The organism is Nocardia sp. NPDC004654, assembly GCF_040609595.1.
In the GTDB taxonomy this organism is placed as follows: domain Bacteria; phylum Actinomycetota; class Actinomycetes; order Mycobacteriales; family Mycobacteriaceae; genus Nocardia.
Window position 1 is genome coordinate 150,590 of sequence record NZ_JBEXKI010000004.1, and the last position, 13,495, is coordinate 164,084.

Genomic DNA, 13,495 nt, shown 5'->3' on the forward strand with positions numbered 1-13,495 from the left:
GGAGGGGGTCTCCACTACAGGTCGAGCACGAGACGGCCACCGTCGCAGCGCGATACGCAGGCCAGCATGTCGCCATCGGCGCGTTCGTCCTCGGTGAGCACCGTGTCGCGATGGTCCGGCTCGCCGGCCAGCACGCGCACCTTGCAGGTTCGGCAGAAGCCCTGCCGACACGAATACGGTTGATCAGGGCGGGATTTCAAGAGGGTGGTCAGCGCGGACTCGTCGGCGGGCACTTGGAGCACTTCACCGGTGGAGGCGAGCTGGATCTCGAACGGCCGCCCGTTCACGATCGGCGGCGGCGAGAACCGCTCGGAATGCAGTTCCACGCCGCGCATTCGACGCACCGCTTCGGCGACGGTGGTCGTCATCGGCACCGGACCGCAGCAGTACACCGCGGTGCCGGTGGTCACGCCGGGCAGCAGTGCGGGCGCGTCCGGCAGACCGTGTTCGTCGTCGGTGCGCACGGTGACCCGGTCGCCGAACGTCTCGATCTCGTCCAGGAACGGGATGGTCTCGCGGCTGCGGCCGACGTAGACCATGGACCAGTCGAGGCCGAGCCGCATCGCCAGCCGCGCCATCGGCAGGATCGGGGTGATTCCGATGCCGCCCGCGACGAAGTGCAGGTGCACCGCGGGTGAGCCGTAGCCGGGCACCGCGAACGGAAAGGCGTTGCGCGGCCCGCGCACCACGATCGGCGCGCCGACCGGCAGCGCGTCGTGCACCTCCACCGAACCGCCGCCGCCCTCCGGGATGCGGCGCACCGCGACACGGTAGGCGCGGGTGTCGGCGGGGTCGCCGCACAGCGAGTACTGCCGCAACCTGCCGGAGGGCAGCTCCAGATCCAGGTGCGCGCCCGGCCGCCACGCGGGCAGTTCGCGGCCGTCCGGCGACTCGAGTCGCAGGCTCACCACATCCTGGTCGTGCGCCTCGACCCGGCGCTCGGTGACGACGAGCGCCAATCTCCGGTCGTCGACCTTCGGGCGCAGATCCCGTCGGTTGACCAGCGTGGCCCAGCGCAACCGGGCCGAGGCTACGGCATCGAGCACCCGTACCGCCCGGTCCCGATCGCGCTTGCCGAACAGGTCGGCGGGCAACTGCTTGGGGACGACCCGCGGACTCACGAGGCGACCGCGCGCGCCGCGGGCGAGGCGGCCAGGTACGCCACCGCCTGTGCGGTGGAGCCGACCGTCTCCGGGTTGTAGCCGGGCTCGAGCGTGGACAGCGCACTCCACAGCAGCGACGGTACGCCGGGCAGGGAGCCGCGCCACATGGCGCCGAAAACCCGCTTGATCAGGCGCGGATAGCCGAGATCGGGCAGCGCGGGATCCTGCTGGACCATGAATTTGGTGCCGCGCACGACCAGCGAGATGAAGATCGGGAAGACCAGCACCATCAGCGCCGACCTGCGGATGTATCCCGCGCCGAAGTACACCGCCACGTCGTGGGCGACATGCCGGTGTTCCACTTCCTCCGCGCCGTGCCAGCGGAACAGGTCGGCCACCCGCGGGTCCGCACCGAACTTCTCCAGATCGGCGTTGAGCACCCAGTCACCGAGGAAGGCGAAGAAGTGCTCGAGGCAGGCGATGAACGCCAGCCGCTCGACCATGATCTGGCGCTGCGCGATGCCCTCGACGTTCTTGGGCCCGAGCGTCTTGCGGAACAGGTATTCGGCCTGTCGCACATACGGCGCCGGGTCGATGCCGTTGGCCGCGAGCACCTCGTTCAGCACCTTGTCGTGGGTCTCGGCGTGCATCGATTCCTGACCGATGAAGCCGAGCATGGCCTCGCGAAGCTTCTCGTCCTTGACGTAGGGCAGCGCCTCGGCATACGCGGCGCAGAACATGCGCTCGCCCTCGGGCAGCAGCAGATTCAGCGAATTGATCAGATGCGAGGCGATCGGCTCCTCCGGCATCCAGTGCAGCGGAGTGTCGGCCCAGTCGAACTGGACGTTACGTGCGTTGAGGGCCACCTCGCCCGGGTCGGTTTCCGGTCGCCGGTGAGCCCTGCGAAGTAGCTTCATCGGTACTCCTCGATCCTCATACGTGCACCTCAGCGGCGGATCGGCACGGCGGTGCGCCGATTCCTGCGCTGGTGTAGAAACGATCATACACATACGTGGAACTAGCGGTAACACACATGCATGTCACCGATCGGACTCGAACCCGACACGGCGAGCTATCGCCCGGCATTCATCCGATGAATTCCGTTCTCCAAGTGGACGATAGAGAGCGCCACTGTGACCGACCTCCCCCGAATCCAGCCCAAAACTAGAACCTGTTCTAGTAGTCTTTCGCTATGGAACGTTTAACCGGATTGGATGCCAGTTTCCTCTATCTCGAGACCGGGACCCAGCATCTGCATGTGTGCGCGCTGCTCATCCTGGACCCGACCGCGGACGGCGTGCGGTACTCCTTCGACTCCTTCAAGGCCGAACTCGGCCGCCGGGTGCCCCTGATTCCGCAGATGCGGCGGCGGTTGCACGAGGTGCCGTTCAACCTGGACCATCCGGTCTGGGTGGAGGACCCCGACTTCGATCTCGACTACCACATCCGCCGCATCGGCATCCCGAGTCCGGGCGGCAGGCGCGAGCTGGCCGAACTGGTCGGCGACATCGCCAGCAGGCCGATGGACCGCGACCGGCCGCTGTGGCAGATGAACGTCGTCGAAGGCATCGACGGCGACAAGGTCGCGGTGATCTGCAAGTACCACCACGCCGCCGTGGACGGCATCACCGGCACGAACATGATGATGCATCTGTGCGATATGGAACCGGGCGTGACGCATCCGGAGCCGACCGAGGAATGGCGGCCCGAGGCCGCGCCGAACGACTGGAAACTGTTGGCGGAGGCGGCCGTTCGGCTGCCCGGCAAGGCGGGCATCGTCGGCATGCTGCCCAAGACCGTCGGCATGCTCGCCGGTTTCGCGCAGCGGCGGCGAAACAACCAGGCGGGCATGGCGATTCCGCTCACGGCGCCGCGCACGCCGTTCAACAGGGCCATCACACCGCATCGCACGGTCGCCTTCGCCGAAGCGGATCTGGCCGCCATCAAGGAGATCAAGTCCGCGTTCGACGTGAAGGTCAACGACGTGGTGCTGACCGTGGTCGGCGGTGTGCTGCGCGCCTATCTGGACAAGCACGGCGAGCTGCCCGATCGCTCGCTCATCGCCTCGGTACCGGTGTCGGTGCACGAAGCCACCCGGCACAAGGCCGGAATCAACAAGGTCTCCTCGCTGTTCTCCGAGCTCGGCACCGACATCGCCGACCCGGTCGAGCGGCTGCGCAAGGTGGCCGAAGCGAACCGCGACGCCAAAGACGAACACGACCTCATCGGCGCCGACTTCCTACAGGATTGGTCACAGTACGCCCCGCCCAACACTTTTCAGCTGGCCGCGCGGGTCTACTCGTCGCTGAAGCTGGCCGAGCACCATCCGGTGGTGCACAACCTCGTCGTCTCGAACGTGCCGGGACCGCCGATGCCGCTGTACTTCCTCGGCGTGAAGGTCGACGCGATGTATCCGTTCGGGCCGGTCTTCCACGGTGCCGGGCTCACCGTCACGGTGTTGTCCAACAACGGCGATCTCGATATCGGGTTCATAGCTTGTAAGGAACTCGTGCCGGATCTCGCCGCGATGGCCGACGCGGTGCCGGATATCATCGACGAATTGCGGTCCGCGGCACGCGAAGTGGAGTGACCCGCGCCGCCCTGTTCGCCACCGACGCCGAACAGGGTCGACCGCGGCGAATTTCGCTACACCCGGTCGACGACCGACGCGCAGCCGTCGAGCAGTGCGGGAACGAAACGCTCCGCGCCGAAAACGCAGCCCGCATGTCCCACACCGGCCAGGTGAATGGTCGAGCCGGGAATCATCGTCGCCATCTCCAGCTGCCGATACACCGGAATCGCCCGGTCGCGGGTCGTGATGACCACCGCCGTCGGCGCCGCGATCGTGTCGAGCCAAGCGGACGCGTCGAAGTGGCCGACCTCCGCGATCACCTGGGCCAGCGCCCATCCGCTCGTACTGCGGAATTCACCGAGCGCCCACTTCTCGAAGCCGCCCGGCGGCCAGGTATGTTCCGGCAGCTCGGACAGTGTGCTCGCGAATTTCTCGATGCGCCGCAACGAATACGGTCCGATGGCGTCGGCGAACGCGCCGAACACCTGGTGGAACGCCTGCTCGCGCCACTTCTCCCGGAATCGGTACGGCGTCGCGCACAGCACCAGCCCGCCGACACGGTCCGGATGCCGGTGCGCGGCCGTCAAAGTCACCACTCCGCCGAGCGAATAGCCCGCGCAGATCGGGCGCTCGACCCGCATCGCGTCGGCGACGGCGACGACGTCGTCGGCGCAGTCGTCCACCGAGAAGCGCGGGGATCGGATGCCGCGGCCGTGCCAGCGCTGGTCGAACAGGATCACCCGGTACCGCTTTGCGAGCGCTTCCAGCGCGGGGAACCAGGTGAGACAGGCGGTGCTCGCGGTGCCGTGCAGCAGGATCAGCGTGGGAGCTCCCTCGGGCCCCGGCATGTCGACCACGTAGGTGCGTCCCCGGCCGGGCAGGTCGACCAATCGGCCACCGGGCACCTCCGCGATGTCGGGGACGCCCGCGCGCCGGATCAAGCGTCGGAACCGGTTCGCCATCGTCGGCCTCCTCCGGACCAGCCGTCACTGAAACACGTTCTATTCGATGATGCCACACGGTTGTCGGCCTTCTTCGCTGTGCCGACGCGCCTTCGAGCCGCAACCGTCCAGAAGTTATGTAACGTGTTCACGACTGTTCCGGGACGGACGGAGGTATCGCAATGGGGCGACTCACCGGCAAGGTGGCCTTGATCAGCGGCGGAGCCCGCGGCATGGGCGCCGCGCACGCCAGGAAGTTCGTGGCCGAGGACGCGCGCGTGGTGCTCGGCGACATTCTCGACGACGAGGGCAAGGCGCTGGCCGAGGAACTCGGCGACCACGCCGTCTACGTGCACCTCGACGTCCGGCAGAAGCAGGACTGGCAGGCCGCCGCCGAAGAGGCCGTGCGGCGTTTCGGCGCGCTGAACGTGCTGGTGAACAATGCGGGGATCGTCAACGGGAACCTGCTGGTGGACTTCGCGCTCGAGGAGTGGCAGCGCATCGTCGACATCAACCTGACCGGCACGTTCCTCGGTATGCAGGCCGCGACCCCGGCGATGATCGAGGCGGGCGGCGGTTCCATCGTCAACATCTCCTCCGTCGAGGGCATGCGTGGGAGCCCCGGTCTGCACGGGTACACGGCGACCAAGTTCGCGGTCCGCGGGCTCACGAAGTCGACGGCGCTGGAGCTGGCGCAGTACGGGATTCGGGTGAATTCGGTGCATCCCGGCTTGATCAGCACGCCGATGACCGAGGGAATTCCAGCGGACTTCCTGCAGATCCCGCTGGGGCGGGCCGCCGATCCGGCCGAGGTGTCGAACCTGGTGACCTATTTGGCGAGTGACGAGTCGTCGTATTCGACGGGCGCGGAGTTCGTCATCGATGGTGGGTTGACGGTGGGGGTGCCGCACAAGACTTTCTAGTGCCGCACAAAGGTTGGACATCCAATTCTGGACGCGGCACTCGTCAGCTCGAAAGCAGCAGGCCCGCGGCGAGGGTGAACATGATCAGCGCGATCGCTGAATCCAGCGCTCGCCAGGCCGCGGGGCGGGCGAACAGCGGACTCAGCAGGCGGGCGCCGAAGCCGAGGGTGACGAACCAGAGGATGCTGGCGAGCATCGCGCCCGCGCCGAGGAACCAGCGGTCCGGCGGGGCGTAGGTGTTGGCGAAGGAGCCGAGCAGCAGGACCGTGTCCAGGTAGACGTGTGGGTTGAGCCAGGTCAGCGCCAGGCAGGTGAGGACGGTCGCGCCCAGTGCCACCGACGTGCCCGCCCCGTCCGCGGTGAGGGTGCCGCCGGAGATCGCACGCCGCGCCGCGAGCACGCCGTAGCCGATGAGGAACGCGGCGCCCGCGTAGCGCACCACCGTCACCACCGAGGGCAGCGACTCCACCAGCGCTCCGAAGCCCGCGATGCCCGCGGCGATCAGCACGATGTCCGACACCGCGCACACCGCGACCACCGCGGCGACGTGCTGTCCGCGCACACCTTGGCGCAGCACGAAGGCGTTCTGCGCGCCGATCGCCACGATCAGCGACAACCCGAAACCCAAACCGGAGATGGTGGCGAAACCCGCCGAGGAAACCGTCACGTCCATCGACGCTATGACCGCGCCATTCAACCAGACAAGCTAAAGATTCTGAAGCATCATTACAATTTCTTGATATGGATTTGCAGCTGGACCAGCTCAGGGCGCTCAACGCGGCAGTCACCGAGGGAACCTTCGAGGCGGCCGCGCGCAGTCTGCGGGTCACTCCATCGGCGGTCAGCCAGCGCATCAAAGCGCTCGAGGAAGCGGCCGGTCGCATCCTGCTGCAACGCACGAAACCGGTGCGCGCCACCGAATCCGGGCTCGCGGTGCTGCGCTTGGCCCGGCAGATCGATCTGCTCACCGGCGACACGGCCCGTGAACTCGGCGACGCCGACCACCCCGTCGACCGCCCGATCCGCCTCCCCATCGCGGTGAACGCCGACTCGCTCGAGACGTGGGTGATGCCCGCCCTCCGCGACGCACCGCCCGGCGTGTGCTTCGAAATCCACCGCGAGGACGAGGAGCACACCACCGCCCTGCTGCGCGACGGCACTGTCATGGCGGCCATCACCGCCACCGCGAAGCCGGTGCAGGGTTGCAAGGTCGACAAGCTCGGCGCCATGCGGTACCGCCCGATGGCCAACCCCGAGTTCGCCCGGATCTGGTTCGCCGACGGCCCGACCGCCAAGGCCTACGCCGCGGCGCCCGTCGTCCTGTTCGACCGCAAAGACGACCTCCAGGACCGCCATCTCCGCCGCCGCACTCGACAGCCGATCGATCCGCCCCGCCACTACGTCCCCTCGTCCACCGCCTTCGGCACGGCCGTTCGCCTCGGCCTCGGCTGGGGCATGCTGCCGGACCTGCAGACCGCCGACGACTCACCGACGAGTCTGGTTCCGATAGACGGGGATTCGTTCATCGACGTGCCGCTCTACTGGCAGCAGTGGAAGTTGCACTCCCCCGCGTTGAGCGCGATCGCGGGGGCGATTGCCCGGGCGGCTGCCGCGGCGTTGCGCTGAGTTGTCCAAGCTAGGCCGCGTCGCCCGCGCTCCGCTGACTCGTCGAGCCCGCGAGCTCGGTCGCAGCGCGTGCCGAGCCGACCCCCGCGCGGTGTCGCGAGCCACCCGCCGCAGCGGGGGGGACGTCGTGCCGCGCAGTCGCCGAGTCAGCCGGGCGCGCTGCACCGCACTACCGAGAGTGCCTGCGCACGTAGAGTTCCTGGCTCGTGCGCGCGACCAGCTCGCCGTCGGCACCGACGAGCTCGGCGGAGTGCTTGGTGCGAGAGACGCCGTCCGCCTCCAGATTCGCGCGGATCTCGGCCATGTCTTCGGGCGGCATCAGCATCGTCACGCGCACCAACCCGCGACCCGGCCGCACGAATTCCGTTGTGGCCGTGATGTTCCAGACGCGGTATCCCTCGCCCAGCTGCCACAGGGCCATCAGCCCGAAGAACGGGTCGGTCATCATGGACAGAATTCCGCCGAACGCCACACCCGCGTGGTTCTTGTTCCAGCCGCTCACCTTGTGCCGAACGATTCACCGGCCGACACTGTCGCGGCCCGCAAGCACGGCGGCGGAGGTGTCGAGAACTCAGCCGAAGTGGCAGACGTAATGCACCGTCTCCAGAACCTCGATCTGGAACGAGCTGTCGCCGGGCACGTCGAACGACTCGCCGCCCTTGTAGGTCACGGCCTCGGTCGCACCGGCGAGGGTGACCTTGCACTCGCCCTCGATGAGTTCCATGATCTCCGGTGCGCCGGTGTTGAACGTCAGGGTCGAGGGCAGGATGACGCCGACCGACTTGGCGGTGCCGTCGGCCAGCTCGATGCTGTGGCTGACGCACTTGCCGTCGAAGTAGACGTTGGCCTTCTTCGTGACGCTGACATTCTCGAACTGCGACATGGTCTCTTTCCCGTGCTGAAGTGGAGCCGTCAGCCTACTTCAGCAGCGGCGAGGCGCCCGCGCCCACCGGGTTGAGGCCGTCCAGCAGTCGGCCCGTCGGCGCGCACGGTCAGTCGCCCGCCTCCGGGAACAACCTCTCCCACCGCCGCGACCACTCCCACACCGGACGCAGCGACTCCCCGAGTTCCCTTCCGGCCGTGGTCAATTCGTAGGACTTGTCCGGCTTCTTGACGATCAGCCCCGCGGCCTGAAGGTGCTGCAAGCGCACCGAGAGCATGCTCGACGAGCACTGCCCCATCCGGCGGCGCAGTTCGAGAAAGCCCAGCGTGCCGGGCTCCAACTCCCACACGATGCGCAGCATCCACCGCTGGCCGAGCAGTTCCATGGCGGCGAGCATCGGTTCGTTCGCGGGGTCGGCCGCACCTCGCGACGGTTTCGCACCGCTTGCGCTTCTCATTTCGAACCACCATAGTGATTCTAATTTAGAAGCAACCGGGCGGGCGGCGGTCCGCGCAGGAAAGGAACGTGGTGCGCGAACCGAACATCTCGACCGACCAGCGAATCGCCCTCGTCACCGGCGCCTCCCGAGGGATCGGCGCCGACACCGCCCGCATCCTGGCGGCCCGCGGCGACCACGTGATCGTCAACTACCGCGAGAAGCGCCGCCGTGCCCAGACCATCGCCGACGAGATCGCGGCCGCCGGAGGCAGCGCGTCGGTCGCGGGAGCGGACGTCTCGGACGAAACCGCCACCCGCGCATTGATCGCCGAAATCGCCGACCGCTTCGCCCGCCTGGATGTCTTGGTACTCAACGCATCCGGCGGCCTCGAACGCGACGCGGCCGCCGACTACGCCATGTCCATCAACCGCGACGCGCAACTGCGCCTGACCCGACTCGCGTTGCCCCTCATGCCATCCGGCGGCCGCATCGTCTTCGTCACCAGCCACCAGGCCCACTTCCACGGCCGCAAACCCGTCCCCGCCGACTACGAACCGATCGCCGCCAGCAAACGCGCGGGTGAGGACGCCCTCCGCGCCCTGATCCCCGAACTAGAGGCCCTCGGCATCACCCTCACCGTCGTCTCCGGCGACATGATCGACGGCACCATCATCGTCCGCCTCCTCGAACGCCGAGACCCGGACGCCGTCACCACCCGCCGCGACCACGGCCCACTCCCCACCGTCGAAGAGTTCGCCACCGCCATCGCCGACGCCACGACGGCCCCCACCGAATCCGGCCACACCGTCTACATCGGTGGCCCCGACTACCTCGCGAGCACGTCGACCGACGAGAAGGAGCCAGACCAGTCGACGGACGATCAGTCACCCCCGCCCGAGCAGTCGGCCGATGACGACTACGACGATGACGACTACGACGTCAGCCTGGAGGATCCCGTCATCGAGGACGGCGTGCCGACGACCTGGCAGGACTTCGCCGAAGACGCCCGCACAGGTGGATCCAGCGACTTCGAGCCGACGATTCCCGGCCCGGAATTCGGGAGCGTCACCCTTCCGGGAGACGCCTATGTGATCGAGTAGGTGCCTGCCAGTCCTTCGGCGAACGTGCGCGCCGCCGCCAGGTCGGTGGAGTTCGGCCGCCCTTTCCGGATACCGCCGACGAGCTTGAATGGCGCGTACGTGTCGAATGCCCGACACGAGAAGGTGTCGACTACCTCGAAGCCCTTCTGGTCGAGCATCCGCACGAGAGGTCGAGAGAAGCGTTGGAACCGCGCCTCGGGAAAGCCACTCGTGGCGAACACGAACGCTTTCCGCCGTTGCGCATCCGGCAGCGACCTGATGAACTCGCGCAGCTCCGCGTGGAAGGATCCCAGGAAGATCCCCGAACCGAATCCCACCAAGTCATAGGTGGAAAGCTCGGCCGCGTCGACTTGGGCGGGGTCGACGACCCGGGCCTCCAGAACCTGCCCGATGACGTCGGCGACCTTCTTGGTGTTGCCATGCGACACCGAGGTGCAGACGATGACGGCCTTCATTGCGATGTCCCCCTTCGCTTTCCCGATCCGGGGTGCCCGTCGACTGGGGTGCCACCGGGCTGAGCCACAAGACCAGCCTAGCGATCGCGGCGACGTGCTTTCCCTCCTGGCCGCGCGATCCTCGCCACGGCGCTCACAGGTCCCTGGTCGAAGTCGTAGCGGTACACCGCCCGGCTCCAGCGGGCAGTGCCAGGTATTCGGGGTCGCATCCGATGGGCATACCGCTGACTGCGTCTTTGGGCGGGAGGTGATGTGCGTCCGGCCTCGTCTGTGATTTGTCCCGGATATCCGGCCCGATGTCACGTTCCGCCTCGACACCGCCTAACGTCGCGACGGCAACAGTTGGTTTGAAAGGTGGCAGCGAGCGTGGCAGGTACCCAGGCGAAGATCGATGAACTGGTCAAGATCCTGGCAATCGCTGAGGAACCGGCAGGTGAGGCCGGTGTCGCCAAGCGGGAGAAGAAGGGCATTCCGAGCGTTCGCCAGCGGGTGGAGATGCTGCTCGACCCCGGGACGTTCATCGAGACCGGTGCGCTGGCTCGTCAGCCCGGCCAGCCGGACGCTCTCTACGGTGACGGGCTGGTCACCGGTCGCGGGCTGATCGCGGGCCGCCCGGTGGTGGTGATCGCCCACGATCAGACCGTCTACGGCGGGTCGGTCGGTATCACGTCCGCGCGCAAGTTCATGCGGGCGCTGCAACTCGCGTTCGACAACGCGTGCCCGGTGGTGACGATCAACGACTCCGGCGGCGCGCGGATCCAGGACGCGGTGGGTTCGATCGCTTCGTTCGGTGATATTTCCCGGGTGCTGGAGAAGCTGTCCGGGTATGTGCCGCAGGTGTCGATCATTCTCGGCAAGTGCGCCGCGGGTTCGGTGTACGGGCCGATCAACACCGACGTGCTCATCGGCACCAAGGATTCCTACATGTTCGTCACCGGGCCGGAGGTGATCAAAGCCGTCAATGGTGAGGACATCACCGCCGAGGAGCTCGGCGGCGCCAAGGTGCAGGCCGAGCGCGGGACGCTGCATCACGTCGCCGACACCGAACAGGAAGCCTACGCCTGGGCCCGCAACTACCTGAGCTACATGCCGACCAGCTGCCTCGAGCAGCCGCCGATCGTGAACCCCGGCCTGGAGCCGGAGATCACCGCTTCCGACCGGGAACTCGAGAAGATCATCCCGGATTCCGATCGCTCCGGTTACGACATGCACGAGATCCTGCTGCGGATCTTCGACGACGGTGAGTTCCACGAGGTCCGCGAAGCGTTCGCCCCGAATCTGATCACCGGGTTCGCCAGGGTCGACGGATATCCGGTCGGTGTGATCGCCAATCAGCCGTTGGTGCTGGGTGGTTCCATCGACGCCGCCTGCTCCGACAAGTCGACGTACTTCATCCGGCTCTGCGACGCGTTCAACATCCCGCTGGTGTTCGTCGCCGACACCCCCGGTGTGCTGCCGGGGCTCGATCAGGAAGCCAATGGCGTGATCATCCGCGGCGGCCGGGTCCCGCGCGCGATCATCGAGGCGACGGTTCCGATCATCAACCTGGTCGTGCGCAAGTCCTACGGTGGCGCCTACGGCATGATGGCGGCCCGGCAGGTGGGCGCCGACATCAGTTTCGCCTGGCCGACGGCCCGGATCGCGGTGATCGGCGCCGACAGCGCGGTCGACCTCATCGGCAAGCGGCAGCTGGCGGCGGTGCCGGAGGAGCATCGGGCGGCGGCGCGCGAGTTCATGGTCAACCAGTACAACGAGACGATCGCCACCCCCTGGATCGCCGCCGAGCGCGGCTACATCGACGCGGTCATCGAACCGGCGACCACCCGCCTGGAGATCCGAAGCGCGCTGCGCCTGCTGCGTGACAAGCCGAAGGTCAAGCCGGAGTTCAACCCGCGGAAACACCCGGTGTACCCGATGTGATCCGCCCCGGGCCGGTCACCAGTCCGGTCGGCGACCGAAGATCCATCGTGGCCATGAAGTCCGGGGCGAACGACCACCACTCACCCCGGTGAGCATCGGCAATGTCGGCGCCGTCGGCGGACCGCGGTGAGCACGGCATAACCGGCGTATCGATATCCCGCCGTTCGCTCCGGCCAGACCGGAGCGAACGGACGGTCATAGGGATCGTCGACGTCGTATCGAGGCGAGTCCTGCTGCGTCGGGCAGCGCGGATGAAGTTGGCGAGGTTATGCCGTGCCGGTGCCGGCGCATCCGGTGAGTTGCGACAGAACAACCGCGGTGTCGAAGAAGACGCGTTCGCCGACGACGTAGCCCTCGTCGTCGAAGGTGACGACGGCGACCATCTCGATGGCAATCGTGTTCCCGCTCGGCGCTATTCCCGCGTAGTGCCCGTCGTGGATACCGTCGAAGCGAACCAGCGCGGCACCAGTGGAATTCACTTGCCCGAGGGGCTCGATAGTGGCGGTGAGATCGCTGAAGCCGTCGAAAAGCGCGGACTCTCGCGCGGCCAGCGCCGTAAGACCTTGCTGGGGACCGGTCAGGGGTGAGTCGTAGGCGGCGGGCTCTCGCCACAGGCCGACGACCTCGTCCACGCTGTGCTTGTTCACCGCGGCCGCGGCCGCTGTGGCGAACTTCTGGATGAACATGTCTTGCTCTTTCCGATTCGATCAATTGGTTTGGGATACAGACGATTCCGGTCGGACGGAACGCTCGGCGAGCGCGATCGCCCACTTGGCGGGAATCCGGCAGGCGATGCGCGCCAGCAGTGCGTTCGCCGCGCCGTCGACGATGTCCGGGCGGTTCGACCCGAGCGCGCCCAAGGCCGCTTCGACGACCTGTTCGGGCGAGCGCCTGCTGCCGACCGAGGCGTCCTCGCCGGCGATCTCGAAGAACGCGGTCTCGGTGGCACCCGGGCTCACGGCAAGTACCTGGACCCCGGTGCCGCGGGTCTCGGACCAGAGCGCGCGGGTGAAGGACAGCACGTACGCCTTGGTCGCCGCGTACACCGCCATGTGCGGGACCGGCTGAAACGCGGCGGTGCTGGCCACATTGACGACGGCTCCGCGGCCGCGAGCGATCATGCTGGGCAACAGGATTGCGGTGAGCTCGGTCAAAGCGGTGATGTTCACCGCGATCTGACTCGAGACCGCCCCGAGGTCGGCGTCGGCGAGGTCGCCGTGGAGTCCGAGTCCCGCATTGTTGACGAGCGCGTCGACGGTGATCGCACGCTGGGCGAGCAGTTCGGCGACGCTCGCTGCGGCGTTCGGGGCGCTGAGGTCCGCGGGGATGACCTCCACGCTCGAACCGAATCGCGCGTGCAGTTCCTCGGCCTGTGCTCGCAATACCGCCTCCCTGCGGGCGACCAGAACGAGGTCACCACCGTCCGCGGCGATACGCGCGGCGAAGGCGCGCCCGATACCCGATGACGCCCCGGTCACCAGTACTCGCTGTCGGTCGAAATATCCGGCCACCACTATCTCCTTAATTAAACCT

14 protein-coding genes and 1 pseudogene are annotated in these 13,495 nt (G+C 67.3%); 5 read left to right on the top strand and 10 right to left on the bottom strand.

From position 1 onward, the window contains the following. Positions 1-14: 14 nt before the first annotated feature. The gene (locus tag ABZV58_RS14960; RefSeq protein ID WP_355001140.1) at positions 15-1,019 is read right to left on the bottom strand and encodes a PDR/VanB family oxidoreductase; all 1,005 of its coding nucleotides are present in this window, start codon (positions 1,017-1,019) and stop codon (positions 15-17) included. Positions 1,020-1,117: 98 nt separating this feature from the next. Then, on the bottom strand, positions 1,118-2,020 hold the full coding sequence (locus ABZV58_RS14965) for a metal-dependent hydrolase (RefSeq protein ID WP_355000698.1): 903 nt from the start codon (positions 2,018-2,020) through the stop codon (positions 1,118-1,120). A 275-nt stretch (positions 2,021-2,295) separates the two neighbouring features. Here ABZV58_RS14965 and ABZV58_RS14970 point away from each other — a divergent pair, with 275 nt between their 5' ends. Then, the gene (locus ABZV58_RS14970; protein WP_355000699.1) at positions 2,296-3,693 is read left to right on the top strand and encodes a wax ester/triacylglycerol synthase family O-acyltransferase; all 1,398 of its coding nucleotides are present in this window, start codon (positions 2,296-2,298) and stop codon (positions 3,691-3,693) included. A gap of 56 nt (positions 3,694-3,749) precedes the next feature. Here ABZV58_RS14970 and ABZV58_RS14975 read toward each other — a convergent pair whose 3' ends face one another. Continuing rightward, complete coding sequence (locus ABZV58_RS14975; protein WP_355000700.1) at positions 3,750-4,637, bottom strand: alpha/beta hydrolase; 888 nt, start codon at positions 4,635-4,637, stop codon at positions 3,750-3,752. Between the two features lie 161 nt (positions 4,638-4,798). Here ABZV58_RS14975 and ABZV58_RS14980 point away from each other — a divergent pair, with 161 nt between their 5' ends. After that, the gene (locus ABZV58_RS14980; protein WP_141812420.1) at positions 4,799-5,539 is read left to right on the top strand and encodes a glucose 1-dehydrogenase; all 741 of its coding nucleotides are present in this window, start codon (positions 4,799-4,801) and stop codon (positions 5,537-5,539) included. A 43-nt stretch (positions 5,540-5,582) separates the two neighbouring features. On the opposite strand, the gene ABZV58_RS14985 is transcribed toward ABZV58_RS14980, so the two are convergent. Continuing rightward, the gene (locus ABZV58_RS14985; RefSeq protein ID WP_355000701.1) at positions 5,583-6,206 is read right to left on the bottom strand and encodes a LysE/ArgO family amino acid transporter; all 624 of its coding nucleotides are present in this window, start codon (positions 6,204-6,206) and stop codon (positions 5,583-5,585) included. Between the two features lie 74 nt (positions 6,207-6,280). On the opposite strand from ABZV58_RS14985, the gene ABZV58_RS14990 reads away from it, so the two are divergent. Beyond that, the gene (locus ABZV58_RS14990) at positions 6,281-7,165 is read left to right on the top strand and encodes a LysR family transcriptional regulator ArgP (RefSeq protein WP_355000702.1); all 885 of its coding nucleotides are present in this window, start codon (positions 6,281-6,283) and stop codon (positions 7,163-7,165) included. A gap of 169 nt (positions 7,166-7,334) precedes the next feature. Here the strand turns inward: ABZV58_RS14990 and ABZV58_RS14995 are convergent, their stop codons facing one another. The 3 genes from ABZV58_RS14995 to ABZV58_RS15005 form a co-directional block, all read right to left on the bottom strand. Continuing rightward, on the bottom strand, positions 7,335-7,667 hold the full coding sequence (locus ABZV58_RS14995; RefSeq protein WP_355000703.1) for a DUF4442 domain-containing protein: 333 nt from the start codon (positions 7,665-7,667) through the stop codon (positions 7,335-7,337). Positions 7,668-7,736: 69 nt separating this feature from the next. Beyond that, positions 7,737-8,048 carry a pyrimidine/purine nucleoside phosphorylase gene (locus ABZV58_RS15000; protein ID WP_355000704.1) on the bottom strand — a complete coding sequence of 104 codons (312 nt, stop codon included), beginning with the start codon at positions 8,046-8,048 and terminating at the stop codon, positions 7,737-7,739. 109 nt (positions 8,049-8,157) lie between these two features. After that, positions 8,158-8,505 carry a helix-turn-helix domain-containing protein gene (locus ABZV58_RS15005; protein WP_355000705.1) on the bottom strand — a complete coding sequence of 116 codons (348 nt, stop codon included), beginning with the start codon at positions 8,503-8,505 and terminating at the stop codon, positions 8,158-8,160. A 104-nt stretch (positions 8,506-8,609) separates the two neighbouring features. On the opposite strand from ABZV58_RS15005, the pseudogene ABZV58_RS15010 reads away from it, so the two are divergent. Further along, a pseudogene (locus ABZV58_RS15010) lies at positions 8,610-9,323 on the top strand (SDR family oxidoreductase); the annotation flags it as partial. Positions 9,324-9,571: 248 nt separating this feature from the next. Here ABZV58_RS15010 and ABZV58_RS15015 read toward each other — a convergent pair. Next, the gene (locus ABZV58_RS15015; RefSeq protein WP_355000706.1) at positions 9,572-10,042 is read right to left on the bottom strand and encodes a flavodoxin family protein; all 471 of its coding nucleotides are present in this window, start codon (positions 10,040-10,042) and stop codon (positions 9,572-9,574) included. A 366-nt stretch (positions 10,043-10,408) separates the two neighbouring features. Here ABZV58_RS15015 and ABZV58_RS15020 point away from each other — a divergent pair, with 366 nt between their 5' ends. Continuing rightward, the gene (locus tag ABZV58_RS15020; RefSeq protein WP_355000707.1) at positions 10,409-11,962 is read left to right on the top strand and encodes an acyl-CoA carboxylase subunit beta; all 1,554 of its coding nucleotides are present in this window, start codon (positions 10,409-10,411) and stop codon (positions 11,960-11,962) included. 266 nt (positions 11,963-12,228) lie between these two features. On the opposite strand, the gene ABZV58_RS15025 is transcribed toward ABZV58_RS15020, so the two are convergent. After that, positions 12,229-12,648, bottom strand: a complete 420-nt coding sequence (locus tag ABZV58_RS15025) for an ester cyclase (protein ID WP_355000708.1) — start codon at positions 12,646-12,648, stop codon at positions 12,229-12,231. A 21-nt stretch (positions 12,649-12,669) separates the two neighbouring features. Beyond that, positions 12,670-13,473 carry an SDR family oxidoreductase gene (locus ABZV58_RS15030; protein WP_355000709.1) on the bottom strand — a complete coding sequence of 268 codons (804 nt, stop codon included), beginning with the start codon at positions 13,471-13,473 and terminating at the stop codon, positions 12,670-12,672. Between the last annotated feature and the right edge of the window lie 22 nt (positions 13,474-13,495).

What these genes read in the sequence shown, in the direction of transcription:
- ABZV58_RS15025 (WP_355000708.1), bottom strand. Translation starts at nt 12,648, where the DNA reads ATGTTCATCCAGAAGTTCGCCACAGCGGCCGCGGCCGCGGTGAACAAG.
- ABZV58_RS14990 (WP_355000702.1), top strand. Translation starts at nt 6,281, where the DNA reads ATGGATTTGCAGCTGGACCAGCTCAGGGCGCTCAACGCGGCAGTCACC.
- ABZV58_RS15015 (WP_355000706.1), bottom strand. Translation starts at nt 10,042, where the DNA reads ATGAAGGCCGTCATCGTCTGCACCTCGGTGTCGCATGGCAACACCAAG.
- ABZV58_RS14975 (WP_355000700.1), bottom strand. Translation starts at nt 4,637, where the DNA reads ATGGCGAACCGGTTCCGACGCTTGATCCGGCGCGCGGGCGTCCCCGAC.
- ABZV58_RS15005 (WP_355000705.1), bottom strand. Translation starts at nt 8,505, where the DNA reads ATGAGAAGCGCAAGCGGTGCGAAACCGTCGCGAGGTGCGGCCGACCCC.
- ABZV58_RS14965 (WP_355000698.1), bottom strand. Translation starts at nt 2,020, where the DNA reads ATGAAGCTACTTCGCAGGGCTCACCGGCGACCGGAAACCGACCCGGGC.
- ABZV58_RS14980 (WP_141812420.1), top strand. Translation starts at nt 4,799, where the DNA reads ATGGGGCGACTCACCGGCAAGGTGGCCTTGATCAGCGGCGGAGCCCGC.
- ABZV58_RS15000 (WP_355000704.1), bottom strand. Translation starts at nt 8,048, where the DNA reads ATGTCGCAGTTCGAGAATGTCAGCGTCACGAAGAAGGCCAACGTCTAC.
- ABZV58_RS14970 (WP_355000699.1), top strand. Translation starts at nt 2,296, where the DNA reads ATGGAACGTTTAACCGGATTGGATGCCAGTTTCCTCTATCTCGAGACC.